General features: G+C 36.8%; 17 protein-coding genes. 11 read left to right on the top strand and 6 right to left on the bottom strand.

Translation table 11 applies throughout. The features are described from left to right. The first annotated feature begins 14 nt into the window (after window positions 1-14). Window positions 15-686 (top strand): TetR/AcrR family transcriptional regulator, encoded by a 672-nt coding sequence (locus EHQ62_RS17340; protein WP_135645179.1) that lies wholly within the window; start codon window positions 15-17, stop codon window positions 684-686. Between the two features lie 6 nt (window positions 687-692). Here the strand turns inward: EHQ62_RS17340 and EHQ62_RS17345 are convergent, their stop codons facing one another. From EHQ62_RS17345 to EHQ62_RS17355, 3 genes are read right to left on the bottom strand one after another with little or no spacing between them, the layout of a single operon-like run. Continuing rightward, a complete protein-coding gene (locus EHQ62_RS17345; RefSeq protein WP_135645181.1) occupies window positions 693-2,330 on the bottom strand; it encodes a sulfatase-like hydrolase/transferase in 1,638 nt (545 codons plus the stop codon). Next, window positions 2,287-4,476, bottom strand: coding sequence for a transglycosylase domain-containing protein (locus EHQ62_RS17350; protein WP_244241831.1), 2,190 nt, complete (start codon window positions 4,474-4,476; stop codon window positions 2,287-2,289). Before EHQ62_RS17350 ends, EHQ62_RS17345 begins: the two co-directional genes overlap by 44 nt. Further along, the gene (locus EHQ62_RS17355) at window positions 4,473-9,548 is read right to left on the bottom strand and encodes an alpha-2-macroglobulin family protein (protein WP_135645183.1); all 5,076 of its coding nucleotides are present in this window, start codon (window positions 9,546-9,548) and stop codon (window positions 4,473-4,475) included. Before EHQ62_RS17355 ends, EHQ62_RS17350 begins: the two co-directional genes overlap by 4 nt. A gap of 152 nt (window positions 9,549-9,700) precedes the next feature. On the opposite strand from EHQ62_RS17355, the gene EHQ62_RS17360 reads away from it, so the two are divergent. Then, window positions 9,701-10,138 (top strand): hypothetical protein, encoded by a 438-nt coding sequence (locus tag EHQ62_RS17360; RefSeq protein ID WP_135645185.1) that lies wholly within the window; start codon window positions 9,701-9,703, stop codon window positions 10,136-10,138. Between the two features lie 42 nt (window positions 10,139-10,180). Beyond that, window positions 10,181-12,556: a PAS domain-containing hybrid sensor histidine kinase/response regulator gene (locus EHQ62_RS17365; RefSeq protein WP_135645187.1), complete on the top strand. Its 2,376-nt coding sequence runs from the start codon at window positions 10,181-10,183 to the stop codon at window positions 12,554-12,556. On the opposite strand, the gene ahpF is transcribed toward EHQ62_RS17365, so the two are convergent. The 3 genes from ahpF to EHQ62_RS17380 form a co-directional block, all read right to left on the bottom strand. Further along, the gene (ahpF, locus tag EHQ62_RS17370) at window positions 12,542-14,098 is read right to left on the bottom strand and encodes an alkyl hydroperoxide reductase subunit F (RefSeq protein WP_135645189.1); all 1,557 of its coding nucleotides are present in this window, start codon (window positions 14,096-14,098) and stop codon (window positions 12,542-12,544) included. The two genes, EHQ62_RS17365 and ahpF, sit on opposite strands and share 15 nt — an antisense overlap. A gap of 44 nt (window positions 14,099-14,142) precedes the next feature. After that, the gene (ahpC, locus tag EHQ62_RS17375) at window positions 14,143-14,706 is read right to left on the bottom strand and encodes an alkyl hydroperoxide reductase subunit C (RefSeq protein ID WP_012389934.1); all 564 of its coding nucleotides are present in this window, start codon (window positions 14,704-14,706) and stop codon (window positions 14,143-14,145) included. A gap of 110 nt (window positions 14,707-14,816) precedes the next feature. Next, window positions 14,817-15,734, bottom strand: coding sequence for a hydrogen peroxide-inducible genes activator (locus EHQ62_RS17380; RefSeq protein ID WP_135645191.1), 918 nt, complete (start codon window positions 15,732-15,734; stop codon window positions 14,817-14,819). Window positions 15,735-15,824: 90 nt separating this feature from the next. Between EHQ62_RS17380 and EHQ62_RS17385 the strand changes: the two genes are divergently transcribed. The 8 genes from EHQ62_RS17385 to EHQ62_RS17420 all read left to right on the top strand — a co-directional run bounded on the left by EHQ62_RS17385 (window position 15,825) and on the right by EHQ62_RS17420 (window position 23,350). After that, entirely contained in the window at window positions 15,825-17,750 is a 1,926-nt protein-coding gene (locus tag EHQ62_RS17385; RefSeq protein WP_135645193.1) for a PP2C family protein-serine/threonine phosphatase, read from the top strand. Window positions 17,751-17,759: 9 nt separating this feature from the next. Then, the gene (locus EHQ62_RS17390; protein ID WP_135645195.1) at window positions 17,760-18,497 is read left to right on the top strand and encodes a LytR/AlgR family response regulator transcription factor; all 738 of its coding nucleotides are present in this window, start codon (window positions 17,760-17,762) and stop codon (window positions 18,495-18,497) included. Between the two features lie 123 nt (window positions 18,498-18,620). Then, entirely contained in the window at window positions 18,621-18,995 is a 375-nt protein-coding gene (locus EHQ62_RS17395; RefSeq protein WP_135645197.1) for an LIC20211 family lipoprotein, read from the top strand. Between the two features lie 26 nt (window positions 18,996-19,021). Next, the gene (locus EHQ62_RS17400; RefSeq protein ID WP_135645199.1) at window positions 19,022-19,405 is read left to right on the top strand and encodes a hypothetical protein; all 384 of its coding nucleotides are present in this window, start codon (window positions 19,022-19,024) and stop codon (window positions 19,403-19,405) included. After that, window positions 19,402-19,743 carry a hypothetical protein gene (locus EHQ62_RS17405; RefSeq protein WP_135645200.1) on the top strand — a complete coding sequence of 114 codons (342 nt, stop codon included), beginning with the start codon at window positions 19,402-19,404 and terminating at the stop codon, window positions 19,741-19,743. Before EHQ62_RS17400 ends, EHQ62_RS17405 begins: the two co-directional genes overlap by 4 nt. Beyond that, entirely contained in the window at window positions 19,715-22,231 is a 2,517-nt protein-coding gene (locus EHQ62_RS17410; RefSeq protein ID WP_135645202.1) for a TonB-dependent receptor plug domain-containing protein, read from the top strand. Before EHQ62_RS17405 ends, EHQ62_RS17410 begins: the two co-directional genes overlap by 29 nt. After that, the gene (locus EHQ62_RS17415; RefSeq protein ID WP_135645204.1) at window positions 22,231-22,734 is read left to right on the top strand and encodes a hypothetical protein; all 504 of its coding nucleotides are present in this window, start codon (window positions 22,231-22,233) and stop codon (window positions 22,732-22,734) included. The genes EHQ62_RS17410 and EHQ62_RS17415 overlap by 1 nt, the downstream gene beginning before the upstream one ends. Before the next feature lies 1 nt (window position 22,735). Next, the gene (locus EHQ62_RS17420) at window positions 22,736-23,350 is read left to right on the top strand and encodes a MotA/TolQ/ExbB proton channel family protein (protein WP_135645206.1); all 615 of its coding nucleotides are present in this window, start codon (window positions 22,736-22,738) and stop codon (window positions 23,348-23,350) included.

Consider the following 23,350-nt stretch of genomic DNA (forward strand, 5'->3'; position numbering starts at 1 on the left):
CGTAACTTGGAAGTATGAGTCGTGCACAAGTTTTAGAACGTTCCCCGAAGAAGAGAGCCGTTTTAGAAAAAGACAAACTATCCAAACGTACGTCCATCATACAAGCTGCGGCTTCCATCCTGCAAAAAAAAGATTGGTCAGAACTTTCTATGGATGAAGTTGCCAAACGTGCAAAAATTGCAAAAGGCACTTTATATCTATACTTCCCAACCAAAGAAGATTTATGTTTACGAATCCACAGTGCCGATTATGAATCTTGGTTTTTAGACCTAAACGAATTTCTAAATACTTGTTCACAACTCGATGCTAAAAAATTTTCCAATTGGTTTGTCCAATCCATGGACCGACACACAAGATTTTTAAAACTTTTACCCATTGTTCCAACGATTTTAGAAAAAAATGCAAGTATCCAAACCATCAGAGAATTCAAAACAAATATCAAATTACAAATCAGTAATGTATTACCTCAATTGATTCGATTTTTTCCTTTTTTTAGCGAACAATCTGGATTTCTTTTTTTAATGCAATGCCATGCATTGGCAGTGGGTTCTTGGTCCCATGGTTTTCCGTCTAACCAAGTGAGAGAAGCAGTCAAAGATACAGATTTAGAATTATTTGTTTTGGATTATAAAAGTTTTTTGGAAACATCAATCTTACATTTATTAAAAGGACACTCCACTACTTAATTAAGTTCATTTGAACATCATGTTAAGCAAAGTGTTTTTCTTTTTTTGGTTTGTAATTGCATTACGACCAGAGTCATCCAAATCCATTTCATACAAAATGCCAACGTCATTGTGAAAAATGTATTTTTTTCCGTCAAAAATCAGTCCTCTCTGGATTTCGGAATTCCAGGTTTTGCATTGTAATTGTAGTTTGTATTCATCGGAAAAAAATTTATTTGTTTCTGTAATCTTGTTTTTTCCTTTTGAAAGTAAGGCAACCATTGTATCTTTAAAATGGATGGAAGAACCCAAATTCGGTACATACAATTCATCTTTTTTAAGAAAATAAAATAAAAAGGGAACATCAATTTCTTGATTGTATAATGAATAATTATGAATCTGCGCCCCTTCTTCACCAAAACTTTCTCCGTGATCCGAAGTGATGATGAGTAAGGTTTCCGCTTCAAACTTAGATTTAAGTTCTCCAATGATTGCATCAATGAGTTTGGTATTTTCCATCAATGCATTTTGATGGCGGACCAACTTAGAAGGAGATTTGTTTTCCTTAGATACAACAAAATATGGACTATGTGTTTGGCTGAGTCCGATAAATAAAAAGAATGGGAACTTATCCTTAGGAAAGTATTTTAAATGAGATAAAATTACATTATCATCCATCCCCCAACTAAACGTTGTAAATTGGTCTTTGTATTCCAATTCAAATTTTGTTTTATCCCAAACGGAATTAAAAATCTTCGGAAAAAACTGTTCCATGCCTTCAAAGTAAATCGATTGGGTGTACCACATCTCAGTTTTATATTGGTGTGAATTTTTGAGGTACTTTGGCAAATTAAAATCTAAATCCATGTTTTCGGATTCAATCCTTGTACTACCAAGCCCTGGATCCCCAGTCATCCAAGTGTATAAACTTTTTGATGTGTGAGGCATCGGGATAAAAAAATGATAGCCATTTAACTTAGAATAATCGATATATCTTGATTTTTGTTCTAAGATATGTTTTCTCGAGACACCTTCCAAAACTACCATTACGATATTTGTATTTTCAGGGATATGATCCAAGTTATGATTAACATTTTGGTTTCGCACGGAAGCCCGAGGTAAATCACCTTCTGTTTCTCGCTGTAATGGTGTTGTCCATACGATCAAAAAATAAATCAATATAGCCAATCCAAAGCCGATATGGCTTTTCAGAATTCTAGTCACATGATTTGCCAAAAGGATCAGGAAAGGGAAATAATGAACCAATTGCCAAAGTGCAATAAAAGAAACTGAGTCAAATAAAATATCTTTACTTTGTAAAATGGCATAGGTTACCAATGAAAAACGAATTTCCGTTTGGAAAATCCATTGGTAGTTCAAACTGAAAACCAAGAGACAAAAAAAGATCATCTTTATGATGGCAAGTATGTTTGACTGATGATTTTCTTTTGAATGGAACCAATACTCTGTTAAACAATAAGAAACAAAAAGGAAATTGATAAAATTCGAATGGTAAAATACCCAGGATTTCCAAATCCATTCTCCAGGAAAATGGAATAGATAGAGAACCAATGCAAACTGAAGTAATCTAAAATTTGGGGAAAGTATTTTTGTTTTTAAATCATTTAACTTCAAATTGGACACTTGCTTTTTTTTGAATGCCATCAAATAATTCTAATCTTTGTATTCCTCTTTGGATGGATACACTTGCCTCTCCATTACTGGAAATACGAATCTCTTCTTTTTGATTCCAAAGTAGTTTTGGTTCCTTTAGGCTTTGGATTTCTCTGATCCGAATCGGAATATTTTGTTTTTCCTTGGCATGACTTGGATGGTATAAATACACCTGACCATTGGCTGGATATACAAAACCAACTCCAATCACAGTAGATTCTCCACCATTTTGGTGTTTGTTGCAAATTTCAGGTGTAATCATTTCCTTTCGCACTCGAAGTGCAATGGATGGACATTTATCTGTTGCCGACTTGCCTGTTAATTTACAAAAATTTCGAACTTCTGTAAACTTAGGAGTATAATTCATTTTGAATTTATCATTCATGAACAACCGAAAGACATTTTGTACGATCCTTCCTGCTCCAAACGAACCTGAAACATCCATTGTTTTTTCACCAGAAAAATTTCCCACCCATGCTGCCACTACGTAACGATCATTGAATCCAATCGTCCAAGAATTTCGAAAGTCTTTCGATGTACCTGTTTTAATGGAAACGGGAAATGGAAAGTTTAAATAACTGCGCCTACCAAATGCCCTTTGTCTGAGTTTGGAATCACTTAAAACAAATTTGATTTCTTCCGCAGTTTCTTCTGAAAACAAACGTTTTGAATCACCATAATAATAGGGAGTATCTTTGATATAACCTAATCGTATCTTTGGTAGGACACCACCTAACAAAAATGACCCATACATTCTAGAAAGTTGAAACAAACTTGCACCTCCTGTTCCGAGAGCAAGTCCTGGGCCATAAAAACTTGGTGATTCTTTTAAATGATGAAACCCAGCGGAAAGTAAAAATTGATAGAAACTAGGAACACCAATTTTTTGGATTGTGGTCACTGCCGGAATATTTCTAGAATTTCCTAATGCTTCCGCCAAGGTGATATCTCCCCAATACCTGAGATCTGCATTCCTTGGTAAATAGTTGCCACCTAGTCCAATGGGAAATGAATATTTTTCATCGGAAAAAATTGAATTTATCGTATAAAAATTTTTGTCGATAGCATACGCATATAACAATGGTTTTAGTGTACTTCCTGCATCTCGAAATGCAAGTGTACCATTCACCATTCCATTTCCTTCTTCAAAAAAGTTTTTTGAACCAATCATTGCCACCAAGGATAATTCATCGGTTTGGTTTCCAGTCCTTTCCAATACCAATGCAGATGCATTACTCACATTCCAGCGTCGTAATCCATCTAATTCTGAATTTACGATGGAATGGACTTCTGCATTTAATTCCGAAGAAACAGTGGATACAAATTCTTCCTCAGGTAACACTTTTAGATTACGAATCCAATTGAGAAAATGTTGGTTTTCACCTTTCCATTTTAAATTGCCTTCCTCAGGACTTTCTTTTTGAAATTCTAAACTCAAAGTTTTAGGATTCTTTAAGTATGGTATTTGATAGGGAATTTTTTCTCTTAATTGGTTGTATCGAAATTCAACTTCTGCATCGGAAGAAAAATTCTTTCGTATCAATACTGTTAAATAAACGGTTTCTTCTATGGATAAAAATCGGATGTGTTTGCCAAATAATTGTAAGGATGCAGATGGGAATCCAACCAAATTCGAATGTAAAGAAACAGAATTGAGATACGCCTCTAAAATTTCATCCTTCGTCATCCATATCTCAAACCGAATGGCAGTGATGAACTCAAAAACTTTTCTGACTGCCAATGGATAGTTTCTTATTTCTGGATACACAACACGTGCCAATTGCATCGTGATGGTAGAACCTCCACCTCGTTTCTGTTTCGTAAATAAATAGGAATAAACAGAGTTGGATAATGCTAAAAAATCAATTCCATGGTGGGACAAAAACCGTTTGTCTTCTGCAATGATAACAATATTCGAAACAAAATCAGGGTACTCACGTAAAGATTCCCAATCTTGTTTTGTTTGTGAATCATTGAACGACCGACCAATTACTTTTTTTTCTTTGGTCAAAATCCGAGTTGTGATTTGTTTTTTAAATAGAGCCTTATCGATTGGTTTAAATGAAAAACCTATCCCTAACAATAAAATCGTTGTTAAGGATAGTATTTTGATTGTGAATGAAGAGATCCAATTCACTCCACTTTCACTCTCACCGAACTAGTATTCCCAAAAAACTGTGGATGATACATCAAAAAAGTTTTGGATGCTGGCATCACTGCATTTCCTTTTGCAACAGGACGAATGATGTATTTGTATTCCGTTTCTCCTTTGCCAAGATAATCATCGGAAAAAATCACCCGATCATCACGGTATTCTGTATATTGACCATAGTATGATTCAGATTCACTGACTTCAGTGTCTTCGGCATCTGACTGTTTTTCGGTCAAAAAGGAAGTGTTAACAATTTCCGTATTACTTGGCAATGGATCAACAACCAATACAAATGCTTGGTCTTTTTGGCTCATCACTTTCACCTTGATGAGGTAAGTTGATCCCCTTTGTAAATTACTTACTTCTTTGAGAATAGGATTTCCATCGCTATCGCGACCGTCAATTCGATACATCGTCTTTTTGATCTCAAGTCCATTGAACCTTTGTTGGGTGGTATCCTTAACAGGGACGTATGCAAGTCTTGTTTGGAAATATAATCGACCTTCCGAACTAGTTCGTTTAAAGAAAATGGGACGTCCAGAAACATCCTTTCCATCAAACAATCGATCGAAGGTAATTTCTTCTTTGTAAATGGAATCGGAGGTAGGAGAAAAAGATTCATCTATAATAGTTTTTTCACCAAACACAACTTGTCCTTCAGTCTCACTGGTCGTGGCCTCAAATCGGTTTCGATATTCCGATAAAGCAAGTGCGATGGTTCCAACACTATGACTATCCGCCCAATAAGATTTATATTGGTCCATCATGATTGCTTTTACCAACTGAACCATTTTTGGATTTTTACTGTCAACGCGGAGCATAAGACGTAAATAATTTCCAAGAACAGAGGAAGTATTGTAATACGAATAATAATAATTTTCGTTTGGATTCTTTTTCATCGGTTTTACAATAAAAAGTTCCTTATCATATTGGATGTAACTGATAAAGTCTTCATACAACTTTTTAAATGTAGGATTAGATTGGTAAGAATCAATTTTGTTTTTGTCGGCAAAGGCTATCAAAAATATCCCTCGCGATTTTGGATTCAATTCGTCGAAATGATCGATTAAGGTTTTCTCAAGTGAGGAAACATCTTTGTTCTCTTTAGAAAATACTGAATAAATCAAACTTAATGTTTGATAAGAATCTACAGAGGTTTCTGTAGGTGATTTTACATAGGATTCCAAATACTTAAGGGCTGTTTGAAATGCGGATGCATTGGAACGTTTTCCTTTTTCTTTTCCAATTTGCATCACAGAAGCCACATATGCTGTTAGATACGGATAACCAGATCGGCTATAACTTTTCCATAATCGAAAACTTCCTTCTGAAGTTTGGAACTCAGACATTTCATCCAAAAACAATTTTTCGATTTGATTAAAATCATAAGAATCTTTGGCAGGTGCTTTATATTGGAACTCTCTTAAAAGTTCACCTGAACTCAAAGACAGAAGATAGGCAGATGTTCGTTGTTCCATACAAAAATATGGATTGGACTCATAAAAATCAAATGCGTTTTTGAGAGCTGTCAATGCTGTCCCTGAAATACGTATGTCCAAAGATCCTTTGTTTAATAACATTGAATCCTTTTTTGGGAATGCAATTGTTGTTTTAAATTCCGAATCCGTATATCCTGAAAACTGAACGGAAGTTATAGGATCAAATTCTTTGATTGGAAGTGTGATGATAAGTGAATCTGATAAATCTGCTTTCTTAAAATTTGGGAAATTAGATTCGTTTTCAGGTTCCACCGATACTTGATAACTCAGTTGGATGTCTTCGTTAGGTTTGTTTTGTTTGAGTTTGATAAATTGAGTTTCTGAAATTTGAAATGTTCTCAGAACTTCCTTTGTTTGCCCAGCAGAAAGTTCGATAGATTGCCATCCTTTCTCTTCTGGCAAAAACTTGGATTCTATTTTATATCGGAACTTCCCATTGATTTTTGTGTTATTGGTGATACTTCCACCTAATTCAAGGCTATCACCCACACGGATGAAACGAGCAACAGTTTTTTGTAAGACTAAATTCTTTTTTACCAAAAATTCAGAATTTGAAACACCATACTTTCCATTTGCAGACGAAGCTACCATTACCCTAAATGTTGTTAGGTTGTCTGGCAAAGTAAAACTTAGGTTTGCTTCGCCACTGCTGTCGGCGATTACTGTTGGATTCCAATAAGCAGTTAATCTAAAATCTTTTCTTGCACCAGATTCTGATTCAGCAGCGAAACCTCCCCCTGAATCTTCACCATAATCACCACCGGGACTGTCTCCCTTATTTTCATATAAATAATGTTTGATGATCATACTTCTTAGTTCAAAAGTTTTAATGATGTTGTACCAATATTGATAGAAAATTTGGATTGGTGATTGATAAGAATAACCAACCAAATCCAAAACGCCTCGATCTGCCACAGAAACCGTAAGTTCTGCACCTGGTGCAGTTTTAATCGCCAACTTCACTTGTTCTCTCGGTTGGTATTCCATTTTGTCTGTGTTGACTACGACTGGTGCTATTTTTGAGCCGAGTTCAACTTTTAAGGTCACAGAACCTGTTTTTGCCTTTGGAGCGCCTAAGTCCTGTTCGTTGAATTCCCTGATATCATCAGCGGATAATCCTTCTGGTACAGGCATACGTCCAGATAGTAAAACAACATTGACGTCCACATTTGGAAGGTAATCGTTTTCGATTGGAATTTCAATTGGAGCGCTATTCCCTTTCATGAGAAAGGATTTTTGGAAGTATACGGAATCTCTTTCTACCGTAACAATGACACGTGCATTTTGTAATGGAGACTTAATTAGGATTTTTGCTTTGTCTCCAATTTTGTATTCTTTTTTGTCAGAACGCAACTCGATGGAATCATCTCCACGAAAATCCCAAGTATAATATGATTCTTTTTCATATGCGTAAAAATCGACTCTCGAAAAAACTTTGTCTTTGTTTAATACTAAGATCGTATAACTACCTGGATCTTTTGTGCGGTAATCGAAGCTAACACCATCTGCCTTTGAGACGAGTTTTTTCACTTCCATCACTTTTTTGGTGAGTTGGTTACTTCGAAAGAAAAACTTACCGATCCCTTGTGATAAAACAGAAGTCCAATCGTTATAAATGATATAAGCTTTTAATTCAACTCCATTGACTGCCTTACCTTGTGTATCTACGGCGACAGCTGTGAACTGAAAAGGTTTGTCAAGGGATTGGTATCGATCCTTACACTTGAGGCCTACAGAAGTATCAGAAGGTTGGTAAGGAATGTTTGCCGATTTTGTTACAGATTTTCCGTCCACATCATACACAGAAGATTCTACAATGAGACTATATGGATCGGCGATTTCAATATCTTCGCCATCGGTAGAAAATTTTCGAGTTAATGATTCAATTGGGATATCAAGTTTATAAATTCCTGATTTGTCTAAAACTCCTTCGGAACCAGAGATGTATTCGGAATTACCTTCGGAATACTCATCTTCATAATCATACCATGTATCAGAAAAATCATAACTCGGATACTGTTCAAAGTGAAGGTATCGTTTCCGTTTTAAAACAGAGTAACTCACTTTGGCTCCACCCATTGGTGCGCCAAACATATACTTACCTTCTACCGTTCCCTTTACGTTTTGATTTTTTGTGGCAATTTTTGCAAGGGCTACATTCACCATAAAGTTAACTGGTCGAAACTCTTCTACTTGGAATGTATCATACGTTACGGAATATGATTTACCAGGTACTAAAATGGAAACTGAGTAATGTCCAAGTGGTGCATCATTTGAAACAACAAAACTTGAATTCACACCGCCTTGTGAAGAGGTAGTACTTGCAACATTGGAAACATCTTTCCCTCTAGAATCTCGGATTTGGACATTCACTGTTTTGGAAGCATAGGGAACTAATGAACCATTTCTTCTATCGGTTAAAAAGGCTTTGATCTCAACACGATCACCTGGTCTGTACAACTTCCTATCAAAGTATATTTTACCTTTGATGTTCTCTTCCGAGCTATAAGAAGAATAACCAGAGATATGTGTTTCATTAAAATGTAAAAATGCTTTGTCACCAGATTGGTCTTCTGCAATTAAAACAGAATATTCGATTAACTTCGAATTGGCGATGGATGGGACAGTACAATATCCATCTTGGTCAGTTTTACAACTTCCTTTTAAACTGCCTTTTACATACAAACTGATATTGGTATTGGAAACAGGTTCTGCTTTGGAAAGTGTATTGATCCATACGTGAAGGTTATTCGGATCTTCTTTTGTTGTGATTCCTAAATTGGTGGACTGTAAAAAACGGTTTTCCGTTTTAAATACTTCTTTGTTGTCCTCATCAACAACGATGGTTCCTAATTCAAGTGCCAACCATCCTTTACTATTCGGTTTTGAACCAAAGTATTTGTCGATGTCCATACCTTGGTTTCCATATGCATTTATTTTTTCCCCTGCTTTCCAAGTGGAATTTTTCCACTGGAGTTCGTTGGTATATCGATAGTATTTGTTTCCATCTCTAGAAACTGCATTTACTAAAGTAGAAACAGTTAATTCCGCAGAACGTACTTTAAACTCAGGAACATTGTAAATCGATATTGGAAGGACTTTGTTGAGATTGGATTCAAAAATATTTTCGTGAGACAAATAAAACGAAGGTTTGCGAACCATCTTTGGTAATTTAAAACTAACTGGATTTTCCAAAAAACAGTCATTAGTTGAATAAAACTTGGAAATAGTAATTTCATATTCGATGTTATCATCAAAATGCCAATTGTCCAAAGCGAATTCACGGCTGATAAATGAAGAATACCTTGTCCCTTGGTGTGACGGTTTGGGGCTAATGGAAACGGCGGCATCCAGTTCTTCAAACTCGGTATCTTCCGAAACAGAAATTTTATAATCCCATAAATTATCGAGATACTTAAGACCGGTTGTATCTAATTTAACTTCGATTCGGCAATCACTGGGAAATAAGGTGCGTTTTACGGATTTAAAAATTCCTTTGACGGATTGACAGGAAACAAAGAAAAACAAAATCAAAAACCAAAGGAATATCTTACGCATACAAACTCCAAGTACCGAATGTCATCTGTTCTACGATTGAGGCTTGGATTTGCCAAGTCTTTCCTGAATGAATTGGATTTTCTTTCCAATTTTTTTTAGTACCATCCTGTTTTTCGCTATGCTTTCACGAATTGGGAAAAGGATGAATGACAATGTCCCTTTTCTTTTATAAAAAACAATTTTTACAATTGCAAGCCCCCGAGGGGGAACCTACTGGCAACTACCAGATCTCTTGGCTTGGACCAAAATGGTTCCAATGGTTAGCCAAAACAGGATTACAATTCCTTCACTTTCGCCATTGGTGGGGCAAATCATTCCAAGGCAAAATGGTTGCGATCAATTTGTTCCAAAATCCAAAGGACTTGTCATTTTATGAAAAATACAATATGCATTTGAGTTTTGAAACTTCAAGTTTAGATGGAAAACCTTCATTATTTTTACGTTACACAAAAGAAGCACCCTTCCCTTGGCCATATTTTGTAGATGAATTTAGAGTTTTGGGTGATGGGGAACTTTTGGGATTGAGTTATCCAAAATTTGCCCCGTTTTTAGGCCTTCCTTTTCTGATTCGAAAACAAGAATCCAAATAATTTCAGGACCTTTCCGAGAGATTTCTTTCGTCGAATTGGTTTATGACCCAATCCAATTCCCTTGAAATCCAAATCCTGTCCGATTTCGAGGAAGTTGTTTTCTCAATTGGATACCCAAAATTAAACATCTTATATACGAGTCCATCCATCAAATCCCTGACTGGATATGAGAGCTCCTTCTTTACAAAAAATACAAACTCTTGGCAAAACATTATTTTTAATGAAGATAGAAACTTACTCAAACATGCGTTAAAGTCTTTAACCAAAACACAAAAGTTCAGACTTCGGTTTAGGATCGAAACAAATGATAAAATTATAAAATATATCGAATGCCGAGGTAGGCTCATTCAAAACCCAACGGATCAAAGTTATCGGATTGATGGAATTGTAAATGATATATCAGACCTACTCCCACTGCAAAGTTTATTCCGGGATGAATCACTAGACTTCAAACACTTGTTAATCGAAAATAATATGATTTTTAATGGTTCACAAGATTCCATGTTCCTGATTGAAGTGATGGATTCTGGAGATTTTGTGATCCGTAGGATCAACCAAGCCTATGAAAGGTCTACTGGGATCACCCAATCCATGGTCCAAGGAAAAACTCCTTTACAACTTTTGGGAGAAGAACTTGGGATTGTTGTCGTCGATAATTTCAAGAAAGCAATTGATGCAAAAAAAACGATCTCGTATGAAGAAAGTTTTGCGATGCCTGCAGGGACCAAAATTTGGATCACCGAACTTACCCCCATCGAAATTGAAGGTAAATTTAAATACATTGTTGGAGCAAGTAAAGACATCACCGAACAAAAAGCAGCTGAAAATGCATTAAAAGAATACAATGAAAGGTATTCTTTGATATTGGAAGCAAGTTCGGATGGTTGGTTTGATTGGGATCTTGTGAACAATACTGTTATCTATTCTAGACGATGGTGGTTGGAATTTGGCAATGATGAGAAACCTGAAAATGTTCCCATTGGGTATTGGAAAAGTTTAATCCATCCCGATGACGCAGATTGGGTTAGTGAATTTTTAGAAAATATTTTAGCCTCACAAAGAGAAACTTTTGAATTCACATTCCAAATGAAAAAAAGAAAAGGGAATTACGCACACGTATTATCAAAATGTTACATCCAAAGTGACAATTTAGGCAACAAAATACGAATGTTAGGTTCCAATACAGATTTAACAGAAACCAAAAAAATTGAATATACGTTACGCCACGCCAAAGAACTGGCAGAAGCTGCAAATATCGCAAAAGGCAATTTTTTAGCAAACATGAGTCACGAAATCCGGACTCCATTAAATGGAATCATTGGATTCACTGAACTTTTATTAAACTCTCCCTTGGAAGAAGAACAAAAAGAATATCTTAAGAATATTTCTCTTTCCGGAAAAAGTTTATTAGAACTCGTAAACCAAATTTTGGATTTTTCAAAAATTGATTCCGGCAAATTTGAATTGGAGTATGTGAACACAAATCTAAAGGATTTAGTGGTATCTACCTTCAATCTCTTTCAAGTTTCAGCAAGCGCCAAAGGAATTCGTTTAGAACTTTTTTTAGATCCCAAGTTACCAAACTTTGTGTCACTGGACCCTCTTCGCACAAGACAAATCCTTTCCAATCTTATAGGGAACGCGGTCAAATTCACCCACGAAGGATCGGTAAAAATTTCAATTCACCAATTGGAACAAAAGGAAGGGATGGTTACCATTTCATTTGAAGTGGCTGACACAGGGATAGGGATTGATACAAAAGTTCGATCTAAATTATTTGATAGTTTTTCACAAGCAGACACATCGATCACTCGTAAGTATGGTGGAACAGGACTTGGCCTAACCATCACTAACGAACTTCTATTGAAAATGAATTCTAAATTAAATATTGAAAGTGAATTAGGTGTTGGTAGTTTATTTAGTTTTATTTTAACACTCGATATCAAATCTTCAGGCGAAAGCATTTCCTCAATCTTTGAGGATAAACCATCCCAAGTAATCGAATCCAATTTTAAACAAATTCCAGAATTCCAACATGACATTTTGATTGTGGAAGATAATGATCTGAATCGAAAACTTTTAGCGAAACTATTACAAAAAAAATATCCTAATTCCAAACTTCGTTTTGCGATCGACGGAGTGGAAGCACTAGCTCAATTCCAAACAAAAAAACCAGATTTAATCATCATGGATTTACAAATGCCAATTATGGATGGTTATACAGCAGCGATCGAAATTAGAAAATTAGAGTTAAATCCAAATAAAAAAACACCAATTGTTGCATTAACAGCTGGTGCCTATTATTCAGTGAAAGATTCGGCTTTGGAATCGGGAATGGATGATTTTTTAACCAAACCGATTTCCGCCACCTATCTTTATGAAACTGTCGAAAAATGGCTTTCTTTAAGCCGCATGTAACAAGTATTCAAAAGCACTAATGGCTGCTTTTGCACCTTCTCCCATGGCGATGATGATTTGTTTGTAAGGTGTGTTTGTCACATCTCCACAAGCAAAAATTCCATCGACATTGGTTTTACATTTTTCATCGACCAAAATTTCCCCAAATCGATTTGTTGCTACAAGATCTTTCACAAAACCACTGTTTGGTACTAGACCAATTTGAACAAAAACTCCATCTAATGGAATGGTTGCAGTTGTTTCAGTAGAACGATCTTTGTAGGTCAAACCTGTTACTTTGTCGTCACCGGTTTGGATTTCGGTTGTTTGGGCTTTCACCAATGTTCTAATATTGGGTGAATTTGCCACTTTGTCGAGTAATACTTTGTCAGCATTCAATTTGTCACCAAACTCCACCAAGGTGACAGATTTTACAATGCCACTAAGGTCGAGTGCCGCCTCAACTCCCGAGTTTCCACCACCAATCACAGCCACATCCTTGTCTTTGAAAAAAGGACCATCACAGTGAGGGCAATAGGCCACACCTTTACCAACAAATTCTTTTTCCCCTGGAACATTGAGTTCTCTCCATTTTGCACCAGTAGAAAGGATCACTGTTTTGGAATGAATTTTTTCACCAGTGTTTAGATGGATGACCTTTGTTTGACCAGGTTCAATTTTTTGAACACGCACATTTTCTTTCTTTTTGATTTGGTTTTTTTCAAGTTGGTCTGCCAACACATGAGTTAACTCCGGTCCAGTGGTATAAGGAACAGAAATGATATTCTCAATTCCTAATGTATCCTTCACTTGTCCACCCAATCGATCTGCAATGACTAAAGTTTTTAAACCCTTTCTCGCAGAGTAAACCGCGGCAGTCACACCAGAAGGCCCTCCACCAATGACGGTTACGTCGTACACATCATTCGGATCCATCACCTCTGCTTTTTCTTCTTCGACCGGAAGGGAATACAATTCCAAGAGTTTGTCAAAGATTACCGAAGCTTCCGCTTTCCCACTTAAAAAACGTTCCCCATTCAAATATACGGCTGGAACTCCCTGAATGTTTTTCTCTTTTACTAATTCCGGATACATAGCACCATCAATCATATTATGGGATATTGATGGATTCACAAGAGCAAAACTGTTTAAGGTTTGTACGACCTCTGGACAATTATGGCAATCCAAAGAGATAAATGTTTCAAACCGAAATTCACCGTTTAACTTAGATACGGCGTTTAACATCCCTTCTTCTAATTTGATTGGATTTCCACCTGATTGTAAAATAGCCAGTATAAAGGATGTAAATTCATGTCCCATCGGAATTCCTGAGAAATGAATCCCAGTTGGATTTCCATTAGATTCTATTGAAAACCGGAGTCCATCTGACAAATCATTTGAATCTTCGAGTGTGATGAGTGAACTCAAAGACTCTACGTCTTTTAAAAAATTAACAAGTTCTTCTCTCTTTTCATGTTCACCTGAATACAAACGAATGGTGATTGGCTTTTGGATCCGATCGAAATATTGTTTTACTTGTTCTTTTGTTGATTCATCTAACATAACTTCCTCCTGATTTTAGGCGGGCAATGCCCGCCTAATTTTGTTTAGATTTTACCTACCAAGTCAAGACCAGGTTTCAATGTTGTATTACCTGGTTTCCATTTTGCAGGGCATACTTCACCGTCGTTGTTCGCAACATACTGAGCTGCTTGTACCTTTCTGACTAATTCTTCTGCAGATCTTCCGATTCCCAAATCATGGATTTCAGCAGTTTTGATCACTCCTTCAGGATTTACAACGAAGGTTCCACGAAGCGCTTGGCCATCGTCTTCGATCATCACACCAAATCCTCTTGTGATTTTGCCGGATGCATCCCCAAGCATTGGGAATTTGATTTTTTTAATGGTGTCACTTGCTTCGTGCCATGCTTTGTGAACAAAATGTGTGTCAGTAGATACGGAATATACTTCCACTCCCATTTTTTGTAATTCTTCGTAATGATCTGCAACATCCCCAAGTTCTGTTGGGCAAACAAAGGTAAAGTCAGCAGGGTAAAAAACAAAAACAGACCACTTTCCGAGAACGTCTTTTTTGCTGATTTTTTTAAAAGCACCGTTATGGAAAGCTTCTGTAGTGAAGTCTGGAATTTGTGTGTTGATATTGGACATTGAATATCCTCCTTTTCTTGTTAAGAAGAATATAGTCCATTTTGAATCATTTGTAAAATAAATGTTATAAATGCTGTGATTTATAAAAGCTATGAAGGTTGTCTTTTGGGTTAATCTTGGGCGATTGACACTCCGATGACTTTGAATTTCTCCTTTTTATGGTATTCCTTTGGGATCACAGAAAGGATAAGATTTGTAAGTTTGTTTAGAATTTTTGTTTTATAAAATCCCTTCTTATAAACCAAACTAATTTCTCTTGCGGGTTCTGGTGTTTGGAAAGGAACAATTCTGTCGGAAACTTTGTCCACAGCAAGTTTTGGTAATAAGGTCACTCCAATCCCCATGTCTACCATTCGTTTCAATGTTTCCACACTACCACTTTCGATTTTTGCCAAAGCGTTTCGGTTACAAATTTTTAAGGACTGGTGGCGAAAACAATGTTCTTCACCCAAAACTAATAATGGGTATTTTTCAATGTGTTTCATGGAGACAGATGCAGACTTTTCTTTTGCATCTTTTGGATAGTACACAACGAATGGCTCATAGTATAATTGATGTTCAACGATGTTTGGGATTTTCAGTGGTGTGGCAAGGATTCCCAAATCAATTTCTTCAGACTCTAGTTTTTCAATGATAGTGAGTGTTGGCAGTTCTGAGATTCTAAAATTGACCTTTGGGAATTCTGTTTGTAATTTTTTGTAAATAGAAGGGATCAAATAATTACTGACTGTTGGTATGATTCCTAAGGATATATTTCCAGCAGGTTCATCTTTCCATTGTCCGGCAATTTCAAAAAGTTTATCTGCTTCTTTGAGTGTGGACTTAGCCTGTTCCACAACTTCTTTGCCAAGTTTTGTTGTAATGATGGGATTTTTTTTGCGATCAAATAAATCAAACCCCAATTCCTGTTCTACTTTTTGAATTTGTAAACTTAAAGTCGGTTGTGCAACTAAACAATGTTCGGCGGCCTTTGCAAAACTCTTAAATTGATCCAATGCGACTATATATCGAAGCTGTGTAATCGTCATAATTTTTCCTTAAAAATTTCGACAGGGACTGGGACAGTTGGAAAACTCGCTTGCGTTCTCTTCTGACTTCGCTAAGTTTAGTGGATAGCGATGAGAATTCTCTCATTTTTTTCCCTAATTTTCCTAACTACGTCCCTATCACTCGTAGCAGAACCAATTTGGATCGATGGGGAAACCATCACTCCCGTTTCTGAGAATTGGACTTTCACTGCCAATGGTGCCACAAAATCCATACACGTCGGAAAAGGACTTTCTTCTCAAGGGTACCTTCCTCCTGTTCATGGATATTATGAAGTTGAATTTTATTACAAACCAAGCCAAAAGCCAATTGGTATTTACTTAGACAGAGTCCAAGAGGTAGATATCTTAGAAGTAAATGGCGTTAAACTAGGCCAAACTGGTAAGATCACATCAGATGGGCAGTATTTCCCCAATTGGTATTACAAACGCCTCTACTTCATTCCCAATCATGTATTAAAAGAAAACACAAGTAACCATCTTAAAATTGAAATCCATTTCCGAAACCAAACCTTTCAAGGTGGAATCTTTCGCCGAATTCCTGTACTTGGAAATTATGACAAACTCCATGAATTCATTCTTTTAGAAGATGGACGTGACTTTTGTTTTATCATGTTATTTTTTGGAATTGGTGCTTACCAAATATTTTCGATTGTTTTAAAACGACAGGCCAAATCGAATTTTTATTTATTGGTATCCACTTTGGTTTTTGTAATGTGGAGGCTTCCTCTTTTAAACATCAGTTATACTTATACTGATTTTTCCTTTTTCTTCTGGTTAAAAGTGTTTTTCACTGCACAAACCATTTTACCAGTCTCCATTTTTTTATTCAGTTATTCCTTATTCCAAAACAAATTGTTTCTAAAGGAAAGGTTTCTTGTATTTTTTTTATTAACGATTGCTTTTCTCCAAACATGGAACATCGAACTTCCAACTAGAATTATACTATTACGAATATGGGAATTTTCTTTATTAATTGTAGTTTTCTTTATTTTAAGGGCTGTGATTCGAGCAGCCAAAGCAAAACGGATAGAAGCATATTTTTTATCCTTTGGTTTTCTTTGCATCTGTATCGGGGCAACATTTGATATTATCATTGATGTAACCTCTGGAAAAAATATTTACCTCACTCAATACGGTTTTTTAGTTTTAATGATCCTTTCAGGTGTTGCCATCTCTTACCGTAATGCAAAAAACGAAAGTGAATTGTCCATTCTAACCAAGGACCTGGAAACACGCGTTAAAGAAAGGACCATAGAATTAAGAGCAAAAAACCAAGACTTAGAACAAGATTTATTTTTTGCATCCCAACTCCAAAGTTATTTATTACCAAAAAATCATCCAAACACGAATGGAATTCGGATTCATACCACATATTTACCGATGAGGCAGGTTGGTGGTGATTTATATGATTGGGTTGAGTTAGATGAGAACCGGTTGATTGTACTCATCTCTGATGTTGCTGGACATGGAGTACCGGCAGCCTTTGTATCTTCGATGGTAAAAGTCCAGTTTAGGGAACTGGCAAAAACAATCCATTCCCCAAAACTGATTTTAGAACATATGAACCAGTCACTCACGTCATTGGTGAGCAAATATTTTATAACCGCCTGTTGTGCGTTAATCGATACAAAGGAAAACACAATTATATTTTCAACCGCAGGTCATCCAAATCCAATTTTATTCAACAAAATCCAAAATCGATTTGAATTTATGAATATGAAAGGACCAATCATTGGATGGCGTGAAAGTTTTACATTTAGTGAATGGAGACATGATATCCAAAAGGGAGATCGTTATTTCTTTTTCACTGATGGAGTAACGGAAGCGAGGGCAGAAAATAAATTATTTGGGGAAAGCAAAATTCTTGATTTATTAGAGAAGGGTAAAGACAAAGACATCAAAACCTTGTCTCAAGAGATTGTAGTCCAAATCACTAAGTATTCTGAAGCAGAACTGAAGGATGATGTTACGTTTTTCTTTGTAGATATTTTATAATTATAAACGATGGAATCTACATCCTACTCAGTATTGATCATAGAAGACGAGTATCCTGCAAGGATGCTTATGATGGACTATGTCATGAATTGTCCTGAACTCAAACTTGCTGGCATTGCCGAAAGTGGTGATAAAGCAAATGCACTTCTTGGTGAAAAAAAATTTGATATCGTCTTCATGGATATCAATTTACCCGTAATCAATGGAATGGATTTACTTAGAGTCCACCACTCCAAAACTACATTTTTTATCATCACAACAGCTTACAGCGAACATGCGGTGGAAGCCTTTGATTTAGATGCTACTGACTATTTGCTGAAACCATTTTCCTTTGAAAGATTTAAAAAATCCGTTGAAAAGGCGCTTCGTTTTCTCCAAGAAGGCAAACAAACCCAACCAAACACCTCAGATACCCAAATCCATTTAAAAATCCAAGCAGAATCAGCAGTGTTTCTGATTCCTTTTCCTGATATTCAATTTATTTCCGCAAATAACAAAAGTTGCGTGATCCATACAACCCAAAAAGATTATGAAACCCCAAAATTACTTAAGGAAATTGAAGAAAAATTACCATCTGGACAATTCATTCGAATCCACAAAGGATATCTCATTAATTTAAGTTATGTGGCAAGTATGCGATATGATAAAGGTGGTTCCTACACAATCCAACTTAAAAACGAGGACGAAACCACATTACCCGTTGGCAGATCTTACGCACAGTCCCTCCGAGAGGCACTAAAACTATAATTTTTTGTATTCACTCCCGAATGAGTAGCGTTCATTCCGAATCGAGTAGTGAACGAGAATTTCGCCAAATATTCCATTGACTGTGACCCTCTAAGTAGGAAACAGAGACGACGGAGTTTTCTTGTGAACAAAAATATCGCCTTAATTTTAACATTCGTATTATCCCTGTTTGTATCGAATTGTGCCTCCTCTTCAGTTGGGATTGCCACAAGTAACAAACCTATCCCAAACACTCCTTACGAAACAGTTAAAACTGTAGATAAAACCTTTACTTGGTATGCATTGGACATCATCATTTTTGGAGTCCATCTATCAGAACCACCTGTTGCCAACCTTTATGAAAAAGTGATGGAAGAAGAAACAGGTGATGCCCTCGTAAACATTCGTTATTGGAATGAAAAAGCAATTTTTGGTCCGATAACTCGTTATCGATTCAATATTAAAGGGGATCTCGTTAAGTTCCCAAATTCCCAAACTCCAAGTAAAACCAAAAGGTAATGGAAAACCCGATGAAGGTGTATCAAATGATCGCTCGACTTGGAATCCTTTTCACTCTTGTTGGATTTGCCAATTGTATTGGATCAAGAGTACCAAAAGACATTTATCTATTTGATTCAGCAACCGTTGTGAGATCAAACGAGTACAAGGTGATAGGAAAAGGGACTGGCCAAGATTCTGCTTTTTTCCTTTTAGGGATGTTCCCTGTAACAAAAGCCCCTAGCGTAGAAAGAGCGATGAGCCAAATTTTAGAAAAGTACCCAACAGGAAAAACATTAATCAACATCAAAATCCAAAATGAAGACAAAGCTTATTTTCCATTAGGACTTGTGAGTGCTGTCAATGTAACGGCGGATGTTGTGGGTGATGCAGAAGAAACGATCCCAACAAATGGGAAGGATAAAAAATGAAAGGTTCACTCCTATTAATTCTAGTTTCCTGCTTTTTGATTTTCAACTGCGCGGAAGGTGTGGATCGAGTGGATACGAATGATGCACAAAGCCAAGTGTATTCCGCAGCAAAATTTGCATCTGAAAAATGTGGCAATCCACTACCAAACCCACCACTTGTGATCGTAAATAAACCCATCCAAAGAAACTTAGACCTCTGTACCATCGCCATCACACGTACAGAGTGTCCGTTTTTAGGTTATCCACTTGTGTGTACCCTAATTTATCTCGAAGAAGAAACGGGAGACATCCCTTGGTATTTAAACTTCAATGAAATCAGCAAACTACAAATTAGATAAATCCATCCTTTTTGGTTTCCTTCTTTTTTTGATAGGATCCCCGATCTTTGCCGTATCCATTACTGCAAAGCTGATCAATCCAAAAAAAGAAATCGCAGAAAAGAATTTATCCGTTCTTATCTTTGAAACCAAAAAATTTGCACAAACAGACTCAGATGGGAATGTCACCTTAGAATTTCCATCAGCCGGCGAATACACATTACGTCTGTTACGTGACACAGGAATCCAAGAGATCAAAATTTCTGTTGGGTCCCAAGATGAAACAAGAACAATTTATACAGAGAAAAAAGCCTCGGCACCAAAAACAGGAATTGTGGTGGAAGGGGAAAGAGAAAAGACGATAGCGTCTCGCACAAAAGTAAGGTACGAAGAAATCAAACGTATGCCAGGAACTTTTGGAGAAGCACTGAGAGCTTTGGAAACATTGCCAGGTGTGATTCCCAATATTGGTTTCGGTGGTGGAGCAAACGGAATCATCATTCGTGGTGCCAATCCCAATGCAAACACTTACCTTTATGACGATTTACCTATCTTATACCCGTTTCACTTAGATGGACTAACTTCTGTAATCCATAATGACTTAATCAAATCAATTGATTTATATTCAGGTGCCTACCCAGCTAACTTTAACAACGCGACAGGTGGTATCATCGAAATTGAAACGGTTGATTCTGTTCAAAAAACCAAAGGTGCCTTTCAAGTTTCACTATGGAATACCACTGCTTATGCCGCAACACCCACTTCAGGTGGAAAAGGTTATTTAGCGATTGCCGGAAAATTGGGTTATTTAGACAAAACCTTAGGTGCCACTGGATTGTTACCGGAAGGGATTCGTTTGCCTCGTTACAACGACTCTCAAATTAAGTATGTTCACAACTTTACTCCGGAACACCAAATTGCTTTTTACAACCTTACGGCTCAGGACAATTTTGCAATTGATATCCCAAACAAACCTGCGAATGATCCTACGTCTTCTCAATTGGCACTTTTAGGTGGGGCAAAAGCAAGTTTTGGACAAAGTTTTAGGACAACTGCTCTTCGTTATACGTGGATTCCTGGAGACAAATTTCAAAATCGATTTACGTTAATCAACTTCGACCCAATTGGAGAATACAATGTGGGAGTGGGAAGTATCCAAGGAAAACAATACCAAAGAGGAAGTTACGTTGGTGTTAGACAAGATGCTTACTGGACAGCGACAAAGTTTTTAAAAATTGATTTTGGAACGGAAGTTCGTCGTTTTTCATTTAGAGATTATGGAACCGAAGTTGCCTTACGAGATCCAACCAATCCGTCACCAAACCCATATAATACTACTAACCCTGATTTTGTGGGTAGACCTATCAGCATCCAAGGTAATTCACCATACTATAACGCCTACACAACGTTACATTTTAAGTTTGGTAACTTTTTATTTGAACCTGGTGCAAGATACGATTACGTGCAAGTGACAGGGAATGGAGCCCTCACTCCACGTGCCACTGCATCTTACACTTTCCCTGAAGTAGGGAAAGGGATGACACTCTACGGAAGTGGTGGAGATGTATCACGTTTTCCTTTAACAACCAATTTTAATTCTGAAACAGGAAACCCTGATCTACGATTTGAACGCGCAAGAAAAGTAAGTGCGGGGATTGACCAAAAGATCGATCAAGTTTGGCAAATCAAAGCAGAAGTCTTTAAAAACGAATTTAAAGATACGATCATTGATGACCCATATGTCTCCACTCCAGTTGGACTCAACCCAGACAAATCCCAATGGTTACGACAACCAATCGTAGCCAATCGTCCTCTCAATTATTCCAACCGTGCAACCGGTTGGTCGCATGGATACGAGTTACTCATCCGTAAGAATGCAAGGCCAGGAACTCGAGATTGGTTTGGTTGGATTTCCTATACATGGTCACAATCTTTTCAAAATTCCAATTTATACCAAGTATACGAAGGTGACACAACTCAAGTCGGTGGGATTGAACGTAAAATTTTGGCTGCATACTTTCCAAACTCTGTGGAACAATTGGCACCTTGGGATAGAACCCACGTGGCAAACGTGATTTATGGATGGAGGATCAATGAAGGTTATCAAATTGGAACTAGATGGAGTTATTTAACATCTGTGCCTTCTAGGCCGATTATCGGAGACGATGGTGGTCGTTTTTCCAATCCACTCAATGGGTTAACCTATTGGAACCCAACCTACTCTAACAACCCTTATACGTCTGAGTATGGTTATGTAAAACGTGGAACAGATTTCCACCGATTGGACGTTCGATTTGATATCTTTGAAAACTATTCGTGGGGATACTTAAACTGGTATCTGGAAATCGTAAACGTATACATGAGAAAAAATAAAAATGGATATGATTTTGATAACTCCAGACCATTTTCTGCAACAAACCCAAGAGAAAATGATACATTTGGAACTTTAGAATTACCTGGTGGAACAGTAATTCCGTTTTTTAACATCGGTATGGAGGTTCACTTCTAATGAGATCCATTGTTAGCGTTCTGTTAGTATTCTGTTTGTTTTCTTGTGAAGAAGGCAAAAAATTTGAAGATACATACAACCAAGCTTTGATTTTGCAGTACCTAGTGACTCCCAATAACCCGCAAGAGTCATGTGAATCAATCATAACCAATAAAGATTTGTGTTTCCAATCCTATTACCAAGCAACCGGTGGAAGTTTTACTGCAACAACTGCTACTGTCAAAACACAAACTTGCCAAGGATTGATCTCAAGTGCTTTGTATCGAAATATGTCATCCATTGCACAAACTTGTTCGTTTAACTGCCAAGCTTCCGATTGGAAAACCAAAACCGATGCCGGTACATGCAGAGAATCGACACCAACTGCGTTAGTGGAAGCGAGTGTGAACAATCCATCAGTAATTTCATGTTTACGTTCTTGTTTTGCAACCACGAACAATCAGATTTCAAATGAACAGATACCATCATATCTATTTTTTAATATAATTCAAGAAGGAGAATAAAATGCAGGAATATGTAGAATTAGGTGAGGAATTAGTTTTTATTGCAATGGGAGTTGCGAGTGTCGTGGCTTTGGCTGTGTTTGCAGAAAGATTGATTTACTATAAAAAATCTTTGGGTAAAAAAAACGAAAACTATTTAACAGAAGTTAGAAACTCATTACAAGAAGAACCAGAGATTCACTGGAAAACAGACGCTGGTGAAGAATCAATTTACAATCGATTCATTCAATTTGCGTTGAGACAACTCAAACTTGGTAGAAAAGGTTTGGATGAAAGTTTAGAAGGTCAAATTCTTTCAGAAAAATTAGAATTAGAAAAACGATTACCGATTTTAAACACATTGGGGAATAACGCACCTTTCATTGGTCTGTTGGGAACGGTGCTTGGTGTCATCAAAGCTTTTTATGGTTTGGGTACACTCGGAAGTTCTGGTGCAGAAGTGGTGATGCGCTCCATTTCAACTGCCCTTCTTGCAACTGCAGCTGGTCTTGCTGTCGCGATCCCAGTAGTTATGGCAAATAACTATTTTTCAAGAAAAGCAAAAGTCATCTTACAAAACTTAGAAATTCTGAAAAAAGAACTACTCTCTTACCAAATGAATAAGACAAAGGTATAA

Source organism: Leptospira jelokensis, assembly GCF_004769635.1.
Taxonomy (GTDB): Bacteria; Spirochaetota; Leptospiria; order Leptospirales; family Leptospiraceae; genus Leptospira_A; species Leptospira_A jelokensis.

What these genes read in the sequence shown, in the direction of transcription:
- ahpC (WP_012389934.1), bottom strand. Translation starts at nt 14,706, where the DNA reads ATGTCCAATATCAACACACAAATTCCAGACTTCACTACAGAAGCTTTC.
- EHQ62_RS17345 (WP_135645181.1), bottom strand. Translation starts at nt 2,330, where the DNA reads ATGGCATTCAAAAAAAAGCAAGTGTCCAATTTGAAGTTAAATGATTTA.
- EHQ62_RS17405 (WP_135645200.1), top strand. Translation starts at nt 19,402, where the DNA reads ATGAAAGGTTCACTCCTATTAATTCTAGTTTCCTGCTTTTTGATTTTC.
- EHQ62_RS17360 (WP_135645185.1), top strand. Translation starts at nt 9,701, where the DNA reads ATGTCCCTTTTCTTTTATAAAAAACAATTTTTACAATTGCAAGCCCCC.
- EHQ62_RS17365 (WP_135645187.1), top strand. Translation starts at nt 10,181, where the DNA reads ATGACCCAATCCAATTCCCTTGAAATCCAAATCCTGTCCGATTTCGAG.
- EHQ62_RS17420 (WP_135645206.1), top strand. Translation starts at nt 22,736, where the DNA reads ATGCAGGAATATGTAGAATTAGGTGAGGAATTAGTTTTTATTGCAATG.
- EHQ62_RS17410 (WP_135645202.1), top strand. Translation starts at nt 19,715, where the DNA reads ATGAAATCAGCAAACTACAAATTAGATAAATCCATCCTTTTTGGTTTC.
- EHQ62_RS17400 (WP_135645199.1), top strand. Translation starts at nt 19,022, where the DNA reads ATGATCGCTCGACTTGGAATCCTTTTCACTCTTGTTGGATTTGCCAAT.
- EHQ62_RS17340 (WP_135645179.1), top strand. Translation starts at nt 15, where the DNA reads ATGAGTCGTGCACAAGTTTTAGAACGTTCCCCGAAGAAGAGAGCCGTT.
- EHQ62_RS17355 (WP_135645183.1), bottom strand. Translation starts at nt 9,548, where the DNA reads ATGCGTAAGATATTCCTTTGGTTTTTGATTTTGTTTTTCTTTGTTTCC.
- ahpF (WP_135645189.1), bottom strand. Translation starts at nt 14,098, where the DNA reads ATGTTAGATGAATCAACAAAAGAACAAGTAAAACAATATTTCGATCGG.
- EHQ62_RS17415 (WP_135645204.1), top strand. Translation starts at nt 22,231, where the DNA reads ATGAGATCCATTGTTAGCGTTCTGTTAGTATTCTGTTTGTTTTCTTGT.
- EHQ62_RS17390 (WP_135645195.1), top strand. Translation starts at nt 17,760, where the DNA reads ATGGAATCTACATCCTACTCAGTATTGATCATAGAAGACGAGTATCCT.
- EHQ62_RS17380 (WP_135645191.1), bottom strand. Translation starts at nt 15,734, where the DNA reads ATGACGATTACACAGCTTCGATATATAGTCGCATTGGATCAATTTAAG.
- EHQ62_RS17385 (WP_135645193.1), top strand. Translation starts at nt 15,825, where the DNA reads ATGAGAATTCTCTCATTTTTTTCCCTAATTTTCCTAACTACGTCCCTA.